Here is a 20,325-nt window from a genome sequence, read left to right on the forward strand (position 1 = left end):
AATATGGAAAATCAGGTGGTCGACGCGGTAACGCTGGGGCAGTCGGTCATGGCTCATGACATGTCCATGTGGGGCCTGTTCATGCAGGCCGGGATTGTCGTCAAAACGGTGATGATCGGGCTGATGCTGGCATCGGTCTGGGTATGGGCAATTGTTTTTGAAAAACTGATGCGGTTGCGCAAACTGCGCGCCCAGGCAAATACATTCGAAGAAGCATTCTGGTCGGGCGGGTCGCTTGAAGACCTGTATGATCGTATCGCCGATCAGCCACGCGATCCGATGTCGGCCATTTTTGTGTCGGCCATGCGCGAATGGCGTCGTTCCAATGCGCGCGGGGTCAAGGGCGAAACAATGCGCGCCCGCCTGCAGCAGCGTCTTGAACGGTCGATGGAAACCACGCTGGGCCGGGAAATGGATCGGGTTGAACGTTACATGACGTTCCTGGCGTCTGTCGGCTCGACCGCACCGTTTGTCGGCCTTTTTGGTACCGTGTGGGGCATCATGGTGTCCTTCCAGTCGATTGCAGCATCGAAGAACACATCGCTTGCGGTTGTCGCACCGGGTATTGCCGAGGCGTTGCTGGCAACGGCGATGGGCCTTGTCGCGGCTATTCCGGCGGTGGTGGCCTATAACAAGATTTCCAGCGACCTGAGCCGTTACGGTAATCGCCTTGAGGCGTTTGTCGACGAATTCACGTCGATCCTGTCGCGCCAGCTTGACGACGCGAGAGACTGATATGGGCGCACAACTCGCATCCGGATCGGGCGGAGGACGCCGCCGCGGTCGTCGCAACCGCCGCAAGGCCATGAGCGACATCAACGTTACCCCGATGGTTGACGTGATGCTTGTCCTGCTTGTGATCTTCATGGTTGCTGCACCCCTGATGACGGTCGGGGTCGAAGTCGACCTGCCGGAAACGTCGGCAGCCCCGATGACCGGTCAGGACGAACCGCTGGTCGTGTCGGTCACCGGTGATGGCACCCTTTATATTATGGATAGTGAAGTCCCGCAGGACACGCTGGCCGAGAAGCTTTCGGCCATTACCGAGAACAAACGCGATACCCGCATTTTCGTGCGCGGTGACCGGGCAATCGATTATGGCCGTGTGATGGAAGTCATGGGCCTGATCAGTGAAGCCGGGTTTAGCAAAGTTGCGCTGATCGCGGAGCTGCCCGAAAAGGGCAAGTAAACCGACATGTTACGCAGTGTTCTGATTTCCCTGGCAGCCCATCTGGCGATCTTTTTGATTGCCTGGTTAGGCCTGCCGGAACTGTTCGAGGAAACGCCGCTGGAACTGCAGTCGATTTCGGTCGAGGTGGTCACGGTCGATGAATTCTCGGCGGCTCCGACCAAGGCGCTGCCAAAGCCGAAAGCTGAAGAAAAGCCGAAACCGAAACCGGCCCCGAAGCCAGAGCCAAAGCCCGTTCCGAAGCCGGAGCCAAAGCCGGAACCAAAGCCCGCGCCGAAACCGGAACCAAAACCGGAGCCGAAGCCAGAGCCAAAACCGGAACCGAAGGTCGAACCCAAACCACAGCCCAAGCCGGAACCCAAACCCGTTCCGAAGCCGGAAGTGAAGAAGGAACCGACCCCGACCCCGGAAAAGCCGAAACCGAAGCCGGTTGAAGCCAAAAAGCCGGAGCCAAAACCGGAACCGAAGCCCGAGCCGAAGAAGCAACCCGATCCGGAACCGAAGCGGACGCTTGCCGATATTCTGAAGGATGTGCGTAAAACCGAACCGAGCGCACAGCCGACCCCACAGGATACACCGGAAGATACGCCCGAGGACAATGCCAGCGAGGTTGTCGCGACGCGTCTGGACGCACGTTTGACTATGAGCGAGCTTGACGCCGTCAAAAGACAGATCGAACGCTGCTGGAGCCCACCGGCCGGAGCCAAGGAAGCCGGGAACTTCGCGGTTGAAATTCATGTCAGCGCGAACCCGGACGGTACCGTCCGGCAGGCACGAATTAGCAACTCTGGCGAGATTGGCGGCGACCCATCACGCCGTACGATTGCAGAAAGTGCCCTTCGAGCTGTGCTAAATCCGCAATGCAGTCCTCTAAAACTGCCGCTGGATAAATACGAAATGTGGCGCACATTCACGTTCAATTTTGACATGCGTGAAATGCTGGGCCTGTAATGAATAAAATCATAAGTCCCTCAAAACGCGTGGAAAATAGCGAGGCAGGATGACCATCAAGACCAACGCATTCAAACGATATTGGGTTACACGCAGTCTGGCCGGACTGTGTGCCCTTGCCGTTGTCGCTGGCCTGGCCGTTGTACCCTCGGCACCGGCGCATGCCGAACTCCGTATCGACATCACCCGCGGTGAAGTCAAGCCGATGCCGATCGCCATTACCCGTTTCCCGGGTGAAGGTGTTTCGGAAACCGAAGTAGGCCAGAACATCACATCGGTGATCAGCAATGATCTGGCGCGATCGGGTCTGTTTGCGCCGATTGACGAAAAAGCCTTTATTCAGAGTGCCAGTTCGCTGGCGGTTAATCCGAACTTTGCCGAGTGGCGCGCAATCAATGCACAGGCACTCGTCAATGGCCGGGTCGTAACCGAACCGAACGGGCTTCTGCGTGTCGAATTCCGCCTTTGGGATGTTCTGGCTGAAAACCAGATGGCAGGGGTGGCCTATCGCACCCAGCCGAACAACTGGCGGCGCATCGCACACAAGATTGCCGACGAGATTTATAAACGCATTACCGGGGAATCGGGCTATTTCGATACCCGTATCGTTTATGTCTCCGAATCGGGCCCGGGCGATAAACGCGTCAAGCGGCTTGCCATCATGGATCAGGACGGTGCGAACCACCGTTTCCTGTCAGACGGCAAGTTTCTTGTCCTGAACCCGCGTTTCTCTCCGACGGCCCAGGAAGTGGTTTATATGTCGTACTTCAACGACAAACCACGTGTCTATGTTCTGGATATCGATACCGGCGAGCTTGAATTGCTTGGCGATTTCCCGGGCATGACCTTTGCCCCGCGCTTTGCCCCAGATGGCAATTCCGTGGTGATGTCCCAGGCTTTGGACGGCAATAGTGAAGTCTACGAGCTGGATCTGCGTACGCGTGAAAAACGCCAGTTGACGCGGCATCCTGCAGTTGATACATCGCCGTCATATTCTCCTGATGGTTCGCGAATCACGTTCAACTCTGACCGTAGCGGATCACAGCAACTTTACGTGATGAATGCGGATGGTAGCGGCGTCCAGCGCATCAGTTTCGGTGGTGGTCTTTATGCCACACCGGTCTGGTCGCCACGCGGAGACCTGATCGCCTTCACCAAATCACAAGGAGGTCGGTTCTATATCGGTGTCATGCGTCCGGATGGCAGTGGAGAGCGGCTTTTGGCCGAGGGCTTCCTTGTCGAAGGCCCGACATGGGCACCGAACGGAAGAGTGTTGATGTATCACCGCCAGCACCCGTCCAGGGACGGGACCAAGGATCGATACCGTCTGTATTCGATCGATTTGACCGGTTATAACGAACGAGAGATCGTTACACCGGCGGATGGATCAGATCCAGCATGGTCGCCCTTGATTCCCTGATATCTCAAGAGTATAGTCATCGCGAAGCACTGAATGCGATTCGCATTAATCGCGGGCATTTTCGGTGTCGCGAGACATGGAAAACACCACAATCGGGCGAATGTGTCCGGTGTTAAGGGGAAAACTTAAATGAAACTTCGGATTCTGAGTGTTTTTGCTGCTGCCGCACTTCTGGCTGCCTGTGAAACCGCACCTGACAGCTCTGCAACCTCTGCTGGCGAAGGTGTCTCGACCACCAATCAGCCGTCTTCCACTTCGAGCGCGCTTTCGGAAAGCAGCCCGGAATGGTTCGCGGTTAATGTTGGCGATCGCGTATTCTTTGGCTTCGACAAATATGACCTGTCGGGCGAAGCACGCCGTACGCTGGAACTTCAGTCTGCTTGGCTGAAAAAATACCCGCAGTACAAAGTCGTTGTCGAAGGCCATGCCGACGAACGCGGCACGCGTGAATACAACCTTGCACTGGGTGAGCGTCGCGCGAACTCCGTGAAAGATTACCTCGTTGCTCTGGGCATTGATCCGTCGCGTGTCGAAACCATTTCCTATGGTAAAGAACGTCCGGTCGCTCTGGGCCACGACGAAGAAAGCTGGGCGAAAAACCGCCGCTCTGTTTCGGTTATCCGTTAAGAGCGTGCAGGTGAAAGCCTGAATTTCAAGGCGCCTGTTCCGTACGGAACAGGCGCCTTATTTTTGCCGCCTGAAAATGTTGCAACATTAGATATTCCTTGATGACACGGGGGATATGATGTTCGAAATTACGACGAAGGACCCGAAAATGATCCGAGTTGGCCCGAAAACCGGTTACCGAAATGACGCCCTGCCGCCCCGTATGTCGGCCGTTGCGATTTCACCAACCGTTGGGGGGAAACAGGGGGCGTTGCGACGCAGCCCGATCGGCTATCTGTCGGTGTTTGCCGTCACGGCCCTGATGGGAATGACTGTTCTTGGCAGTGCGCCTGTGCATGCGCAGGACGCCAATATGACCCGTCAGGTCGAACAGCTTCGCAATGATCTTGATCTGTTGCAGCGTTATGTCTATCGCGAGGGTGTTCCTTCGGGGGGCGTGCCTGACAGTGGTGGTGCAAGTGGCGGAAGCCCGGCAGCGGCCCGTCAGCAGGTCCAGATCAACGATATCGAGCGCGCCGTCACCCAGTTGACAGGGCAAATCGAGGAATTCGATTTCCGTATCCGCAAGATCGAAGATCGTCTTGAACGGTTGGTGTCCGATGTCGATTATCGCCTGAGCCAGCTTGAAGGCGGTGCAGCGACCGGTACCCAGACGGGCGCCGTTGCGCCATCTGCGGCGGCGGGGGCTGCGGCAGGGGCGGCTGCGAACAATGCAACCGGTTCGGCGGCACAACCCAATACCGCAGGCGCGGGGCAACGGGTTGATGATCGTGGCACCCAATTGTTTGGCGTGATTGAAAACGAAGGCTCGCCGCCCTCTGTTCCGTCAGGTCCGGCAGGTACGTCTTCGGCGGCACCGGCCCGTACGGCGAGTGCCGCGGCCGGTGGTGCAGCACTTCCGGCCGGTACACCGGAAGAGCAATATCGTTACGCTTTTGATCTTTTGCGCCGGCAGGATTTTGCCGCGGCTGAAACTGCACTTGCCGCGTTTGTCAAAAGCCATCCGGACAATCCATTGGCCGGTAATGCGCAATACTGGCTTGGCGAGACATTCTATGTTCGCGAACAGTATGATCAGGCGGCTGTTGCCTTTACCGAGGGCTTCCAGACATATCCCGATAGCAGCAAGGCGGCGGATAACCTGCTGAAACTTGGCATGTCGTTGGGCAATCTTGGCAAGAACGAGGATGCCTGCACGACTTTTGGCCATCTGATTGCGAATTTCCCGAACGCGTCGGCGGTGGTGCTTGACCGTGCCCGCCAGGAACGCAAAACACGCGGTTGTTCGTAAAAGCAGACTGATGACAGATCGATCAAACGATATGATCAAATCTGATCCGGCGTCCGATGGAACCTCATTGGACGCCGTTGTCTTTTCGCGCCTGATGAATGCGTTTGCGCCGTTTGAGGACAGCCCCAAAATTGCCGTGGCTGTTTCCGGTGGTGCGGACAGCATGGCGCTGGCGTTGCTGGCGAATGAATGGTGCCGGTCAAACAGTGGCGAATTGATCGCTATGACGGTCGATCACGGTTTGCGAGCCGATGCTGCGCAAGAAGCCATCTGGGTCGGAGAGCAGCTTGAAAAGCACGATATTGCGCACCGCATCCTGCGCTGGGACGGGGAAAAGCCGCAAAGCGGCATTCAGGAAGCGGCGCGCAAGGCCCGGTATGAATTGCTTGATCGCGAATTGGGTGCGTTGGGCATCCTGCATCTGCTGGTCGCCCATCACCGGGATGATCAGCGTGAGACGCTTGTGATGCGGCAGAACCGTGAAAGCGGCGTCATTGGACGGGCAGGGATGAGCGCACGTCGTTTTCTGCGCAATGCGCGCCTGTTGCGACCGTTATTGCCCATCGCCAAGGTAGACCTGATCGCAACGGTGCAGGCATACCGGCAGGATTGGGTCGAAGACCCGTCAAATCGCAATACCGGTTTCGAAAGGGTTCGCATCCGGCACGGTGCGATCCTGACGGATGATGCAGGCGGGGCTGATCCAGATCGCGGCACGGAAGAACGTCAGGCAGCTGAATATCTTATCGGTGATCTTCTGGCCGCGACGGTTCAGGTCGCGAATTGCGGTATTGCCCAAGTTGCATTTTCAAAATGGCGGGATGCCGGAACCGGTGAAACCACGGCTTGCTATGGGCTTGGGCATATTGTCCGGGTGATTGGCGGTGAAAATTACATGCCTGCTTTTGATGCGTTGGCCGCCGCCTTGTTGCAATTGAGGGGGCAGGAAGACGCGCGCGTCAGTCTGGGCGGATGTGTGTTGCACCGCCGCGGCGATATTTTACTGGTTTATCGCGAAGTCGGGCGGATGGATATCGCGCCGGTTCGCGTCAATCCGGCATTGGTGATTGGGCCGGCTGGTCAGCGCTGGGACAATCGTTTCGAGCTGTTTTTTGACGGTATCAGGCAGGTTGCAACCGCTGATTATGCTGATTTTGGCCGGTTTGTGATCGCGCCGCTGTCTGCTTGTGATGCGTTTCACACACGGGCATTTCGGGCCGCCATTGGCAAAATCGCGCCGTTTGTTGATCGTTTACCGCGCGCGGCCCTTGCATCCATACCCGCCCTTTATGATAAAGAAGTCCTGCTTTCCGTTGGCGGGCTTGAGGTTTCGGGCATTTCCGACGTATTATCCGCCGCCGGTTGCCGGACGGTCCCGATGGGAGCAGAAAACGCAATCGGAATGCGATGGCGGTTTGCACCCCCGACACCTTTGTGGGAAAGTGGGTTTAAATCGTCGCCGAAACCCGACGTCCTACTTGCGTAAAGGTACCTTATCATTATCTGATGATCAGGCCGTGCGCAGGGCGATTGCGCGTCATGGCGAACACAAATTGCGATCAGTAGCTTGGAATGAATATGGGAAAAAATCTCGCACTGTGGGTTATCATTGCCATCCTTTTGGTGGCTTTGTTTAACCTGTTTCAGTCGCCATCAGGACGGAGCGGCCAGTCAACGCTGGCGTTTTCGGACTTCCTGGCCGAAGTTGACAGCGGCCAGATTTCAGAAGTTACGATCCAGGGCAACACTCTTACAGCGCAAACCCGCGATAACCGGACCGTTAGTGTTTATACCCCTGATTATCCGAGCCTTGTCGAACGTCTAAACGACAAGGGCGTTCGTATTATCGCCCAGCCGGAAGAAAGCCTGTCGCCGCTTATGAGCGCGCTGATCAGCTGGTTCCCGATGCTGCTGATCATTGGTGTGTGGATTTTCTTCATGCGTCAGATGCAGGGCGGCGGTGGCAAAGCCATGGGCTTTGGCAAATCAAAGGCCAAGATGCTGACCGAGAAATCCGGTCGGGTGACCTTTGAAGACGTTGCCGGGATCGAGGAAGCCAAGGGCGAGCTTGAAGAAGTCGTCGACTTCCTGCGCGATCCGCAGAAATTCCAGCGTCTTGGCGGTAAAATCCCCAAAGGCATGCTTCTTGTCGGACCTCCGGGTACGGGTAAGACGCTTCTGGCGCGTGCGATTGCCGGTGAAGCCAATGTGCCGTTCTTTACGATTTCGGGTTCCGATTTCGTTGAAATGTTCGTTGGTGTCGGTGCATCGCGTGTGCGTGACATGTTCGAACAGGGCAAAAAGAACGCGCCCTGCATCATCTTCATCGATGAAATCGACGCCGTTGGCCGCCATCGTGGTGCCGGTCTTGGCGGCGGTAACGATGAACGCGAGCAGACGCTCAACCAGCTTCTGGTCGAGATGGATGGTTTCGAAGCCAACGAGGGTGTTATCCTTGTGGCGGCAACCAACCGTCCGGACGTTCTGGACCCGGCATTGCTGCGCCCCGGTCGTTTTGACCGTCAGGTCGTTGTGCCGAACCCGGACCTTGAAGGCCGTGAACATATTCTTGGTGTTCATGCCCGCAAGGTTCCGCTGGGACCGGATGTTGACCTGCGCACTGTTGCGCGTGGTACGCCGGGCTTCTCGGGCGCGGATCTGGCAAACCTTGTCAACGAGGCAGCCCTTCTTGCAGCCCGTCTTGGCAAGCGTGTTGTCACCATGGCCGATTTCGAGAATGCCAAGGACAAGGTGATGATGGGGGCGGAACGCCGTTCCATGATCATGACCGACGACGAGAAGAAGCTGACGGCCTATCACGAAGGTGGTCATGCGCTTGTCGCGCTGCATACCCCGGCATCCGATCCGATCCACAAGGCAACCATCATTCCGCGCGGTCGTGCGCTGGGTATGGTGATGCGCCTGCCGGAACGTGATCAGGTTTCCAAATCCTATGAACAGCTGATTTCCGACCTTGCGGTTGCCATGGGTGGCCGCGTTGCCGAGGAAATCATCTTTGGCAAGGACAAGGTCACCACGGGTGCGTCTTCGGACATCAATATGGTGACGCAATATGCGCGCAAGATGGTGACCGAGTGGGGCTTCTCGGACAAGCTTGGCAACGTCAAATATGTGGACAATCAGGAAGAAGTGTTCCTGGGCCACAGTGTTGCCCAGCACAAGAATGTTTCCGAGAAAACAGCCCAACTGATTGACGAGGAAGTGCGTCGTTATTCCGACGAGGCATATGTCTTTGCCAAGCGTGTTCTGACCGAGCATCTTGACGATCTGCATGTTCTTGCCAAGGGGCTTCTGGAATACGAAACCCTGTCGGGCAAGGAAATCGAAGCGCTTCTGCGTGGTGAGGAAATCAACCGTTCGGGCCATTCCAATGGCAGCGGCAAGGATACGGGCAGCGGACGCCGTTCGACCGTGCCGAGCACCGGTGGCGCACGCAAGGAAAACCCGGGTGAAGGTGGTGGGGATCTGTCCCCGGAGCCGCAGCCGGGCAGCTAACTGAAAGAGACTGATGGACAAGATCGAAGGATCGGTCCTGCGAAGCCCCGCCGATGTGCGGGGCTTTGCTGATTTTGACGGACCGTTATATTACGCACCTACCGGTTTCATCGACCATGCCGATGATCCCAATACATTACCCTTGGCCGGATCCCGCCGTGGATTTTCCGCGCTTGAAATCATCCGTCGTCGCGAAGGCGGCGGGGCCGAAAGCATGATCCTGCCGTTGCTGGCGCTTGAAGGCTGGGTCCAGAATTCGGGACGGGTTGATGAAATCAATGATGTCCTGAACCGTCTGACCACAAAGCGTGCCGATTTTGCCGGGCTTGATATGGCGTCCTGCCATGTGATGGGCATTGTCAATGTGACGCCGGACAGCTTTTCCGATGGTGGAGATTACAACACCACCGATCAGGCGATTGCGCGTGCGCGCGTGCTGGCCGAGCAGGGGGCGTCCATCCTTGATATCGGTGGGAAATCGACACGCCCGGGGGCGGAAACCGTTTCCGAAGCGGACGAGATCGCGCGCGTTGTTCCGGTGATCCGTGCCCTGGCCGAAGACGGTCATTGCGTTTCCATCGACACCCGCCATGCGGGGGTGATGGAAGCCGCCATTGAGGCCGGTGCAGCCATCATCAATGATGTTACCGGGCTTGAGGGGGATGAGCGGTCAATGGAAGTCGCCGCCGCATCGGGCAAGCCGGTGATCCTGATGCATATGCAGGGCGAACCGGGCACCATGCAGGAAAACCCGCAATATGATTGTGCGGTTCTGGATGTGTATGACTATCTGCTGGACCGGATTGAAAGCTGCGAACGGGCGGGTATTTCGCGCGATCGCATCTGTGTTGATCCGGGTATCGGTTTTGGCAAGTCATTGTCGCATAATCTGGAACTGTTATCGCGTCTGGCGATTTTTCATGGTCTGGGCTGCCCGATCCTGTTGGGGACATCGCGCAAATCGTTTATCGGCAAGATTGATCCGGCAGCATCCCCAAAAGAACGTCTTGGCGGGTCGATTGCATCGGCGATCAATGGCTGGCGGCACGGGGTTCAGATGATCCGGGTGCATGATGTGCACGAGACGGTTCAATCGATTTCCGTCACGACGGCAACGTCCCTGGTATAGGCTTCTTCGATCGTCAATCTATAGATGTATAGATTGACGGTTTTTACCAACGATTTATAAAAGGCCTGCAGTTTTTGTGTACTTTCGGGTGCCTGGACTGCGGGCCTTTTTACTGGTGTGGGGAATCTGGCAATTTCTGACAGATTGTGCTTGGGGCTTGCGGATTTTCCCCAATCGCCACATACCATTATAGATAAAACTAAATGCGACCAGGAAGGTCGCGCGAATGGTTGGTTCTGAGCAAACATTGAAAGCGAAGTTGAATGAACGGATACAGCGCGCGCGTGCGCGTTGAGCAGTCCGGAGCGGCTGCAGGTCAGGAAACAATGGCGACTTGTGTTTTCGTGGTTGAGGACAATGCCGATCTTAATCGGGATTTGTGTGAGTACCTCGAGATGTGCGGCTTTGATGTTGTCGGTTGCGACACCGGCGCAGCGTTTCATCGTGCGCTGAAAACCAAGTCACCGGCGGCGGTCATTCTTGATATCATGCTGCCGGATGCGGATGGCTATGAGTTGGCCAAATATGCGCGCGCCAATCTTGATTGTGGAATCATGATGCTGACCTCGCTTGCGGGGATGGACCATCATCTTACGGGTTATAAATCCGGTGCGGATGTTTACCTGACGAAAGACAGCCCGCTTTCGGTGATCGAGGCGGCCCTGCGCCCGCTGCTGCGCCGGGTTGGCAGGAGCGAGAACGAGGCGGAAGCCGAACTTGAGGCACTGGCCCGTGACGATCGCTGGACGCTCGACATGCTGAACTGGACGCTCAGCAATTCCGATGGCAATTCTTCGACCCTTACGGCGACCGAGCGCACGATTGTTCGGTTGCTGGTTGAAGCCAACGGTGCCTGGTTGACGCGCCCGGAAATTGTCATGGCACTGGGCAAGGCCGATACGGCTGAAAACTGCCGCAATCTTGATACGGCGATCCGGCGTGTCCGCCAGAAGGTGCTTCGCGAAGTTGGCGAGGAATTGCCGATCCGGACCGCTTATGGCCGCGGCTATGCCTTTACATCCTCTGCTGTTATCGTGGGCGTGCCCGAAAGCGCCTGATCCTAATTGCCGAATGATCCGGTGATCTCGTCGCAGGGCAGCAACAGACAAAGTTCGACACCGTCTGTACCCTTGTCGCGCATTTTTATCGATCCACCATGTGCATCGACAATGCGCTGCGAGATATGCAGGCCGAGGGCGCTTTGCAGGGATGCTGCCTCAACCTCGCGACGGAACAGGGCATCGCTGATGCGGCGGATTTCATCACTGTTCAAATCCTGCCCGTGATAGGGGATAACGATTTCCACAAGCCAGTCACTGTTGGGGCGTGCTGCCACATGAATGGGGGCGCCATGGGCATATCGGCGTGCCGTTTCGATCAGGTTGGTGATGGCAAGGCCGACAAGCGTGACATCGACATAGGTTTCCAGCCCTTCGGTCCCGATGCATTCAAGCGTGATTTCGGCATCGGCGCGTGACGTGTTCGATACGAAGTCGGCCAGTAAGTGGTTGACCGGCACCAGTTCACGGGCCAGCGCAAAGTCGCCGTCGTCGATGCCATCCTTGTTGAGGAAAATATCCACCAGACGGGATAGTTTCCGTGCCTGATCCTGAATGCGTTGCAGGCGGTCCGTCACATCGCTTCGTGCTTCGCGCAGGCGCAGCGAAAGCATTTCGGACGACCTTTGAATGACGGCAAGCGGTGTGCGGAATTCATGGGAAAGCATGGAAATCAGTTTGCGCTGTTCACCGACAAGCGATGTTGTTGCCGCGGCGATTTTGACCATGTCCATGCGTTCTTTTTCGATTCTGGACAGGCGAAAGCCCATGATCACGCTCATGGCGCACATATGGAAAAGCAATGTGAACTGATGTAGTCCGAGCCGCAGTGGCGTGGCTTCGATCAGGCCTGCATGTGTCAGTTGCAGCAAGACGGCAGCCCCTGTCGGAAGTGCAAGCACAACGAAATAAAGCCACAACAGCCATTCGGTCGGGGTGCGTATGATCCGGTAGGCGAGGACAATGCAAAATGTCGTCAGGAGTACGGCATGCAGGGGCACAATATAGGTACCGTAAAGCGCGTAAAAATTATTGGTTGCGGTCAGTGCGCAGGCAATTGAAAGCACGCAATAAATTTTGATGATCCTTGCCACGACATTGTTCTGGCGGTTCAGATCGAGAATATAGAACCACAGGAAAATGGTGGCCGCAGCAGCCATGGCATTGCTTCCACCAACGATCAGATCATTGGCATAGGGCCATTCGGGTTGAAGGATCGACAGTGCAAGGCCACTTGCCGATGATGCAAGGGTCCCGATCGACAGGACACAGGATCCATATGCCGCGATGGCCCGGTCACGTGCCAGTGTTCCCAGAATGATGTAAACAACCCCCAGCATCAGAATAACGCCGAAATAGATGCTTAGTCCGGAATCCCGCAAGGTCAGGCTGGAAACCAGCTGATTGGTGGGCCACAGCTTGGCCATAAGGAACTGGGTGCTGTTTGATTTGGTTCGGATAACAAGCACATAATCGCCGGCTTCCAGCGGGGGAAAGCGGTCGACCTGTTCGCTGCCTTTTATTGGCCGCTGGCTTGCCGGGACATGGTCCCCCATCCGGCTTTGCCAGAAATGTCGCGATGTTCCCTGTTTGATCAGATAAACATCGATGAAGTTCATATAGCTTGGGCGAATTTCAAGATGCAGCGGTTCGTTCAATCCTTCGGGAACCGAAAGCGCCAACCGATACCAGACGGTGTCACCGGTATAACCAAAACTTGGAATGCCGGGACTAGGCGCAAAGTTTTCGGCCGGCATTTGCAGGATGTCTTCAAGTGTCAGATCATTTGTCCTGTCTTCAAGTGACAGAACATGATTATGCAGATTAACCGGGCTGGAAATTCCCGGCAGAAGTGTCAGTTTGCCAAATTCCGCGGCCCTGGCCGATGACAGGATCGCCATCCCGAACAGTAATGTTGTGACAGCCAGCATGACGTGTTGCCAAACAGAATATCCAGACAGGGTGTTCCGGCGACTCATGACGGATTTCCTTCGCGGGAAACAGGCATGGCTGGCGGATCAAGATTATCGGTTCGTGCGGCTTCGATATTGTTGTTGGTCAGTTCCCGGTCATAAGGCAAACGGATCAGAATGGTCGTGCCGCCGGTTTCACCGACGCTGATTGTCATCCGGCCACGATGGGCATTGATGATCCGGTTGGTGATGTGCAGACCCAAGCCGACACCATGGGTGCTGCCCGATGTATTGCCGCGATAGAACGCTTCTGAAGCCAGTGCCAGATCATCCTGGGATATTCCCGGCCCGTTGTCGGTCACGCGGATATAGACATTGCCATCGCTTCGATGGGTGAAACCGATACGAACACTGGCATTCGGGGCATATTTCCGGGCGTTTTCAATCAGATTGCTCAGTGCCCGTTCGATCAGGGTGCGGTCGATCCGGATAACGGTGAAATCGGTTTCGCCCAGATCGACATCATGATCCGGGTTTTCGCGTTGACGCCGTTTGACCAGATCCTTCAGGAACGGGGCCATAATGGTTGGTTTGGGCGAAATACTGAAATTGGTACTGTCCAGGGTTTCCTTGGTCAGGAACACATTAACCAGTTCCGATAGTTGCGAGGCATTGCTGCGGATGGTCGCGATACGGCTTGTGACAGCTTCGGGGGCGTTCTGAACATGCAGTGCGACCATTTCCGCCGCGCGCTGGATAATCGCAAGCGGCGTCCGGAATTCGTGGGACAGCATGGTAATGAATTCACGCTGCTCGTCCGCGAGCTGGTTGGCGCGCGTATTGCTGCGGTAGGCCGAAACGCGCTGATTGGCGAGCTCATGCGTTCGTCCGGCCATCGCGATCCCCAGCAACAGCAAATGTGCAAGGGATGCCACCTGATAACAGTTGCTGGTAAAGACATTGGCCGGGACGATGCCCATCAGCATCAAAAGATGCACGATTGCCGCGACCGCAGGCAAGCCAAGAGCCACAAAATACACGCGCAGCATTTGGGCATTTGATCTGGTCCAGCCGAAATAGAACAGATATCCAAGCAGGATCAGCAGGACACCGATATGTGGCAGGAACATGCCGCGGGCAAAATAGATATAGGTGTCACTGACCGATGTAAGGGCACATAGACCGGCAAACGTGGCATAAATCGCCATTGCCCGGAAAACATTGCGCTTTAACCGGTCCAGTCCAATGATGTAGGCCCACATCATAACACTGGTTGCAATCGAAAATGCCGTACCCGATCCGGTGATCGCGTCACTTGCCTGCGGCCACGTTCCAGCCAGAAGAAGATGGGCATATCCCGAAATACCCGCCGTCGCGGTGAACAGGGCGAGAATGTAAAGGCCGTACCAGATAATCGCCCGGTCGCGGATCAGCAAACCGAGTGTGAAATAGACCATAAAGCCGATAAAAAGGATGCCGAGATAAAGACCATACAGGAACGTATCCTGCACGTTTTCGGCAATCAGAACCGTATCGGATTTGATATGTGCATTCAAAAGCTGGGCGCTGTTGCTGGAAACGCCAATCACCAGCCAGTAACTGCCGGCAGGCAGGTTTGGCCAAGTGCTGAGATGCTGTCGCCCGCGGGCTTCTGATGCATTCGGGGTGATATGGTCACCGACGATGTTGTTCCAGACCGGCAATCGGGTCTGGCGATCAAGAATGGTCAGCGCGACCCGGTTCAGATAGGGCGGCGAAATTTCCAGATAGCGTTTGAATTGAAGGGGTTCCGCACCGGCTTGTGTGACATGGATCTGCATGCGGTACCAGACGGTATCAAGCGTGTAACCCGCACCTACAGAGCCAACAACCGAGGTGAAATCGTCTGCGGGAAGGCTTGCGACCTCGGATGCAATGCGGGCCTGCCGGTCTGCTTTCAGCCGTTCAATCAACGGGGTAAGGTCGATATTGTCCTGGTCTTCGGAATAGGATCCGATGACAAGTTCATGATTGCCAGGATGGGCAAGGGCAGGGCGGATCATGGAAATCATCAAAAAGATGACCTGTAATATGATCACAGCCATATAGCCGTTGCGGTAACCGACTTTCCGCAAAATGCCCCCGATTTCGGAATATTCAAACGCTTTGCATTCTAGATACCGGGTTTTAAAAGCAAGGTCATGGCTTTTATAAGCGAAGCATCAAGGATGCGATTAACGGATCGGTTGTTTATTCCCGGTACAATCGGTCACTTGCCGGTAGCATTGCGCGGACACTTTGATATAACCGGCAGTCAGGAAAAATAACCCGCGCATCAATGCGTCGGGATGGAAGCAGAGAAGACGAGCATGAGCCGTAAATATTTCGGGACCGACGGTATCCGCGGAACCGCCAACACCGCCCCCATGACAGCCGAAGTTGCGCTTAAGGTCGGGATGGCCGCAGGCCATTATTTCACGCGGGGCGATCATCGTCATCGTGTGGTGATTGGCAAGGATACCCGTCTCTCGGGCTACATGCTTGAGCCAGCCCTTGTTGCCGGTTTCACATCCATGGGGATGGATGTGATGCTGGTCGGGCCGATGCCGACCCCGGCCGTTGCCATGCTGACCAAATCGATGCGTGCCGATATCGGTGTGATGATTTCGGCCTCGCATAACCCCTATCAGGATAACGGGATCAAGCTTTTTGGCCCGGATGGTTTCAAACTGTCTGACGAGGTCGAGCTTGAGATCGAAGCCATGATGGATAGCGATATGTCCGCGTTGCTTGTACCTGCGAACAAACTTGGCCGCGCGCAACGCATTGATGATGCGCCGGGACGCTATATCGAGGCGGTCAAATCATCGCTGCCGTCTTCCGTGACGCTTGAAGGGCTCAAGATCGTTCTGGATTGCGCCAATGGTGCGGCCTATTCCGTCGCCCCCAAGGTGTTGCGGGAATTGGGCGCGGACGTCATTGAAATCGGCACCAAGCCGAATGGCCTTAACATCAATGCCGAATGTGGATCGACTCACACCCAGACCATGTGTGACCGGGTGTTGGCCGAAAAGGCCGATGTCGGGATTGCCTTGGATGGCGATGCCGACCGGGTTCAGATGTGCGACGAAAAAGGCCAGTTGATTGATGGCGATCAGTTGATGGGCCTTGTCACCACGCACTGGAAACGCACCGGGCAGTTGCGCGGCAATGCGCTGGTTGCGACTGTGATGTCAAACCTTGGCCTTGAACGTTACCTTGAAAGCAATGGTCTGCGCCTGATCCGTACCAAGGTCGGGGATCGTTACGTTGTGGAACAGATGCGCGCCCTTGATTGCAATGTCGGCGGGGAGCAGTCCGGCCATATCGTTCTGTCGGATTTTGCGTCCACCGGTGATGGCCTGCTGGCATCCCTTCAGGTTCTGGCGGTTCTGGCTGATCGTGAAGGTCCGGTTTCGGAAATGAGCCGCGTGTTTGATCCGCTGCCGCAGATCCTTAAAAATGTGCGGTATGCAGCGGGTTCCGATCCGCTGTCACACAGCAGTGTGGTTGATGCGATTTCCAGTGCCGAACGGGCCTTTAACGGCGATGGTCGCGTTCTGATCCGCAAATCGGGAACCGAACCACTGATCCGTGTGATGGCCGAAGGCGATGACGCGATGAAGGTCGAACGGATCGTTGATGGCATTGTTGCCGAAATCATGGCTGTTGCGGGTTAAGGCAGCGGAACTATCTTAGGGTCCTGACCCTGGACCGAATATCAGAAGTGCTTGGAGGTCGATCATGAAAGGTCGCGTGTTGATCATTGCCGGTTCTGACTGTTCCGGCGGGGCCGGAATTCAGGCCGACATCAAATCCGTGACCGTTCTGGGCGGATATGCCGCAACCGCGATCACGGCGCTGACGGTGCAAAATACCACCGGTGTTTTCGATGTTCTGGGGATTGATCCGAAACTGATCGTTCATCAGGCTGAAGTCACAATTGATGATATCGGGGCGGATGCAATCAAGACCGGTATGCTCCATAGCGTCCCGGTTATCGAAGCGGTTGCAAAATTCATCCGGGCCAAAGCCGCCGATATTCCAGTGGTTGTCGATCCGGTGATGATATCGCAAAGCGGATCGCGTCTTTTGAACGAAGATGCGGTTGATGCCCTGATCAAAAACATGGTGCCGCTGGCGACCGTCCTGACCCCGAATATTCCCGAGGCCGAAGTGCTTTCGGGGATGAATATCACGGATGAGGGCGACATGATCGAAGCCGCCCGCAAGATAGGTGAACTGGGGGCGAAGGCGGTTCTGGTCAAGGGCGGTCATGCCGAGGGTGACCGCATTGTTGATATTCTTTGGCGCCATGATGGCGATATCGAAGGATTTGAGGCGGATCGCATTCCGTCGGAAAACAATCATGGGACGGGATGCTCGCTTGCCAGTGCAATTGCGACGGGACTTTCGCAGGGCATGGGGTTGAGTGATTCTGTTGCACGTGCGCGGGCGTTCGTGCGCGAAGCGATCCGCACCGCCCCTGATTTTGGCAAGGGCAATGGTCCGCTTAACCATGCCCACCCCGTTACCGGCGAGTAAGGGGACGGGGTTTCATGCACGGAGAAAATGCCATGCCGGGAACCTCCTTTTTCCATCAGGCGCGCAACAATGCGTGGTCCAATCATCGCTTGCTGACGGTCTGTTCGCGGTTGAGTGACGCGGAGCTGAATGCGGAGCGTACATCGTTCTTTCCGACGATCCTTTGGACGCTTAATCACATCCTGATTGTCGACTGGTTTTACATTGATGCCCTTGGGGCCGGTGGGCGCGGGCGTGATTGCTTTGCCGATGAAAACCCGTTTTCCGATATTGCGGCACTTTCCGATGCCCAGCGTCAGAATGACCAGACATTGCTGAAATTTTGCGAAAACCTGTCCGATGCCGATGCGGCCCGGCTGGTGGCGTTAGATCGTGGTAACGGGAAGACAGCGCATGAAACGGCGGGGGCGGTTTTATCGCATCTTTTCGTGCATCAGACTCATCATCGCGGGCAGGTGCATGCCATGCTGAGCGGTACATCGCAAAAGCCGCCGCAGCTTGACGAATATCATCTTGATTGTGATGCCGAATTTCGCGGCACCGATTTTCACGACCTTGGCTGGGACGGCGTATGACATTCAGACTGACCGATCGAACCAAACGGCGTCTTTTTCTGGTCGCGGTGACGGCATTGGTTGTTGCCACGATTGCAGATGGATCACGTCGTTTCGTGGCCGACCTGATCTGGACGGATGATGCTGCCCCTTGGGAAAAGGTGACGGCGGTTTACTATCCCGACACGCAGAAACAAACCGATATCCGTATTTCGGATGCAAGGTTTGATGACGTTGCCGAATGCCGGGCGCATATCGGCGAACTTTCATCGGAAAATGGCGACCCGGACCTTAAAAAGGGACGATATGAATGTGCCATCGGATTTTACCGCGATGGCACGGGCGAGGGTAGCTATCGCCTGATCGTCCGGTAGGTCTAGAGCACGTACCACAGCAGGCCGGGCAGGGCAATGGCGGCAAGGAAGCTGGAACTGATGACAACACCGGCAACTTCTTCGGGTTCGCGGTTGTAAAGCTGCGCAAACAGATAGCAGAACACCGCAACCGGCATCGAACATTGCAGGATCACGACCCCGCGTTCGATCCCGGTAAGTCCCATGACTTCGGAAAGTCCGACGCCAACCGCAAAGCCCATGGCAAGGCGCAGCATGCTAAGTGCGGTGCTGCGTGCAAGGCTGACCGGGCGAAGGCGGGCCAGTGACACACCCAATGTAAACAGCATTAACGGAATGGTGAGCTGCCCGATCAGGTTGGTCGTGTTGTAAAGCCATGCGGGGACTTCGGTATTGGTCGCAAGGAAGCCCGTCGCAATCAGGGTTGCCGGGATAATCGGCATCTTGATGATCGATTTAAGCGAGAAACTGCCCGAAACGAACGCCACCCCGATGGTCAGTTGCAAAACCACGTAAACAGCAAAAAACGCAACCGACAATGCCAGACCATCCTGCCCGTAAGCCAGCATGCAAAGCGGCAGACCGACATTGCCGACATTCGGCCAGGCCAGCGATTGCAGATAGGTCCGCGGGGCCAGTTTGAAAACTTTCAGGATCGGCCAGCCGATCAGGACGAAAATGATGTTCGCGGCAAGGGCGGCAGTCCCCATTGATACCAGCGCATCCGCACCAAGGTCGACTGTGGCAAGGGCTGCAAAGGTCAGGCAGGGGGTCGCAAAATAGGTGACGATGGATGTCACCAGGCCCGTATCGAAATGTCTGCCGGATCGTGCCCAGATATAACCAAGACCCGTGGTTATGAAAACCGGTGCAAGAATGGCAAAGATATCGGCAAACATGAAATTCAGTATCCCCAGATGGCTTGGCCCAAATGGCCCCGGGTGAAATTGTCATGACCGATAGTCGCGGGGCAAGCGAATAATGGTAATACCAGTTGGTTTTCCGCATCGCGATAAGTCGACGCAAACCTGCGTCGTGAAAACTTGTCATTCCGGATGCTGATGGTGCATGGTAGCGCGATATTGGCGCAGCTAGACAAGATACAGTGTTCGACATGAGCCACAGGAAATACGATTTCGTTCATCGCCATTTCATCGATCCGGCTCCGCGCTGGCGCGATCAGCGCAATCCTGTGCCTGCGGTTTTTCTCGATCGTGATGGGGTGGTGAATGAAGAGGTTCACTACCTGTCAAAGATTGATGATCTTGCCCTGATCCCCGGAACCGCCAGCGCGATCAAGCAGCTTAACGATGCCGGTATTCCGGTTGTGATCGTGACCAACCAGTCGGCGGTGGCGCGTGGCTATCTGTCCGAAGAGGGTCTTCGTGATCTGCACGAGGCGATGATTGCGATGCTGGCGCGCGCGGGGGCATCGGTGCAGGGGATTTATTATTCTCCCTATCATCCAGATGGGATTGAGGAGTATCGCCGAGACAGCGAATGTCGAAAACCGGGCCCGGCCATGATCCTTGCTGCGGCCGAGGATTTTGCGATTTCGCTGCCTGACAGTGTTCTGATCGGGGATCGCATCAATGATATTCGTGCCGGACGTGCGGCCGGAACCCACGCGGTGATCGTGCGGACCGGGCACGGGGCAAAGGAAACCACCTGGCCCGAGGCGGCAGAGGCCGACTTTATCGCCGATGATTTGCAGGCGGCTGTCTCGGAATTATTCGCGCGCGGTGTTCTGGCGCGTTAGGC

At 56.0% G+C, this 20,325-nt stretch carries 18 protein-coding genes; 15 read left to right on the plus strand and 3 right to left on the minus strand.

The window, feature by feature from the left end; all coding sequences use genetic code 11:
• Positions 1–3 precede the first annotated feature (3 nt).
• The 10 genes from tolQ (at position 4) to R1T41_RS15725 (ending at position 11,181) form a co-directional block, all read left to right on the plus strand.
• The gene (tolQ, locus tag R1T41_RS15680; RefSeq protein WP_062951681.1) at positions 4–735 is read left to right on the plus strand and encodes a protein TolQ; all 732 of its coding nucleotides are present in this window, start codon (positions 4–6) and stop codon (positions 733–735) included.
• 1 nt (position 736) lies between these two features.
• Positions 737–1,189 (plus strand): protein TolR, encoded by a 453-nt coding sequence (tolR, locus tag R1T41_RS15685; protein WP_062951682.1) that lies wholly within the window; start codon positions 737–739, stop codon positions 1,187–1,189.
• Between the two features lie 6 nt (positions 1,190–1,195).
• Positions 1,196–2,140 carry an energy transducer TonB gene (locus R1T41_RS15690; protein WP_317337746.1) on the plus strand — a complete coding sequence of 315 codons (945 nt, stop codon included), beginning with the start codon at positions 1,196–1,198 and terminating at the stop codon, positions 2,138–2,140.
• 49 nt (positions 2,141–2,189) lie between these two features.
• Positions 2,190–3,560 carry a Tol-Pal system beta propeller repeat protein TolB gene (tolB, locus tag R1T41_RS15695; protein ID WP_062951684.1) on the plus strand — a complete coding sequence of 457 codons (1,371 nt, stop codon included), beginning with the start codon at positions 2,190–2,192 and terminating at the stop codon, positions 3,558–3,560.
• Positions 3,561–3,689: 129 nt separating this feature from the next.
• The gene (pal, locus tag R1T41_RS15700; RefSeq protein ID WP_097050595.1) at positions 3,690–4,187 is read left to right on the plus strand and encodes a peptidoglycan-associated lipoprotein Pal; all 498 of its coding nucleotides are present in this window, start codon (positions 3,690–3,692) and stop codon (positions 4,185–4,187) included.
• Between the two features lie 115 nt (positions 4,188–4,302).
• Complete coding sequence (ybgF, locus tag R1T41_RS15705) at positions 4,303–5,478, plus strand: tol-pal system protein YbgF (protein WP_317337747.1); 1,176 nt, start codon at positions 4,303–4,305, stop codon at positions 5,476–5,478.
• Positions 5,479–5,488: 10 nt separating this feature from the next.
• Positions 5,489–6,964, plus strand: a complete 1,476-nt coding sequence (gene tilS / locus R1T41_RS15710) for a tRNA lysidine(34) synthetase TilS (RefSeq protein WP_317337748.1) — start codon at positions 5,489–5,491, stop codon at positions 6,962–6,964.
• 86 nt (positions 6,965–7,050) lie between these two features.
• A complete protein-coding gene (ftsH, locus tag R1T41_RS15715) occupies positions 7,051–8,994 on the plus strand; it encodes an ATP-dependent zinc metalloprotease FtsH (protein ID WP_317337749.1) in 1,944 nt (647 codons plus the stop codon).
• 13 nt (positions 8,995–9,007) lie between these two features.
• Entirely contained in the window at positions 9,008–10,123 is a 1,116-nt protein-coding gene (gene folP, locus R1T41_RS15720) for a dihydropteroate synthase (protein ID WP_317337750.1), read from the plus strand.
• A gap of 263 nt (positions 10,124–10,386) precedes the next feature.
• On the plus strand, positions 10,387–11,181 hold the full coding sequence (locus tag R1T41_RS15725; protein WP_062951690.1) for a response regulator transcription factor: 795 nt from the start codon (positions 10,387–10,389) through the stop codon (positions 11,179–11,181).
• Between the two features lie 2 nt (positions 11,182–11,183).
• On the opposite strand, the gene R1T41_RS15730 is transcribed toward R1T41_RS15725, so the two are convergent.
• Both R1T41_RS15730 and R1T41_RS15735 read right to left on the minus strand, forming a co-directional pair.
• Complete coding sequence (locus R1T41_RS15730; protein ID WP_317337751.1) at positions 11,184–13,160, minus strand: sensor histidine kinase; 1,977 nt, start codon at positions 13,158–13,160, stop codon at positions 11,184–11,186.
• A complete protein-coding gene (locus R1T41_RS15735; protein ID WP_317337752.1) occupies positions 13,157–15,136 on the minus strand; it encodes a sensor histidine kinase in 1,980 nt (659 codons plus the stop codon). Before R1T41_RS15735 ends, R1T41_RS15730 begins: the two co-directional genes overlap by 4 nt.
• 306 nt (positions 15,137–15,442) lie before the next feature.
• On the opposite strand from R1T41_RS15735, the gene glmM reads away from it, so the two are divergent.
• From glmM to R1T41_RS15755, 4 genes are all read left to right on the plus strand, one after another.
• On the plus strand, positions 15,443–16,792 hold the full coding sequence (gene glmM, locus R1T41_RS15740) for a phosphoglucosamine mutase (RefSeq protein ID WP_317337753.1): 1,350 nt from the start codon (positions 15,443–15,445) through the stop codon (positions 16,790–16,792).
• Between the two features lie 64 nt (positions 16,793–16,856).
• On the plus strand, positions 16,857–17,657 hold the full coding sequence (gene thiD, locus R1T41_RS15745) for a bifunctional hydroxymethylpyrimidine kinase/phosphomethylpyrimidine kinase (RefSeq protein ID WP_317337754.1): 801 nt from the start codon (positions 16,857–16,859) through the stop codon (positions 17,655–17,657).
• A 32-nt stretch (positions 17,658–17,689) separates the two neighbouring features.
• Positions 17,690–18,232 carry a DinB family protein gene (locus tag R1T41_RS15750; RefSeq protein WP_317337755.1) on the plus strand — a complete coding sequence of 181 codons (543 nt, stop codon included), beginning with the start codon at positions 17,690–17,692 and terminating at the stop codon, positions 18,230–18,232.
• Positions 18,229–18,585, plus strand: a complete 357-nt coding sequence (locus R1T41_RS15755) for a hypothetical protein (protein WP_297013643.1) — start codon at positions 18,229–18,231, stop codon at positions 18,583–18,585. The genes R1T41_RS15750 and R1T41_RS15755 overlap by 4 nt, the downstream gene beginning before the upstream one ends.
• Before the next feature lie 2 nt (positions 18,586–18,587).
• Here R1T41_RS15755 and R1T41_RS15760 read toward each other — a convergent pair whose 3' ends face one another.
• Positions 18,588–19,463: an AEC family transporter gene (locus tag R1T41_RS15760; RefSeq protein ID WP_062951881.1), complete on the minus strand. Its 876-nt coding sequence runs from the start codon at positions 19,461–19,463 to the stop codon at positions 18,588–18,590.
• 215 nt (positions 19,464–19,678) lie between these two features.
• Between R1T41_RS15760 and R1T41_RS15765 the strand changes: the two genes are divergently transcribed.
• Entirely contained in the window at positions 19,679–20,323 is a 645-nt protein-coding gene (locus R1T41_RS15765) for an HAD family hydrolase (protein ID WP_317337756.1), read from the plus strand.
• Positions 20,324–20,325 lie beyond the last annotated feature (2 nt).

This window comes from Thalassospira lucentensis, assembly GCF_032921865.1.
GTDB classification, from domain to species: Bacteria; Pseudomonadota; Alphaproteobacteria; order Rhodospirillales; family Thalassospiraceae; genus Thalassospira; species Thalassospira lucentensis_A.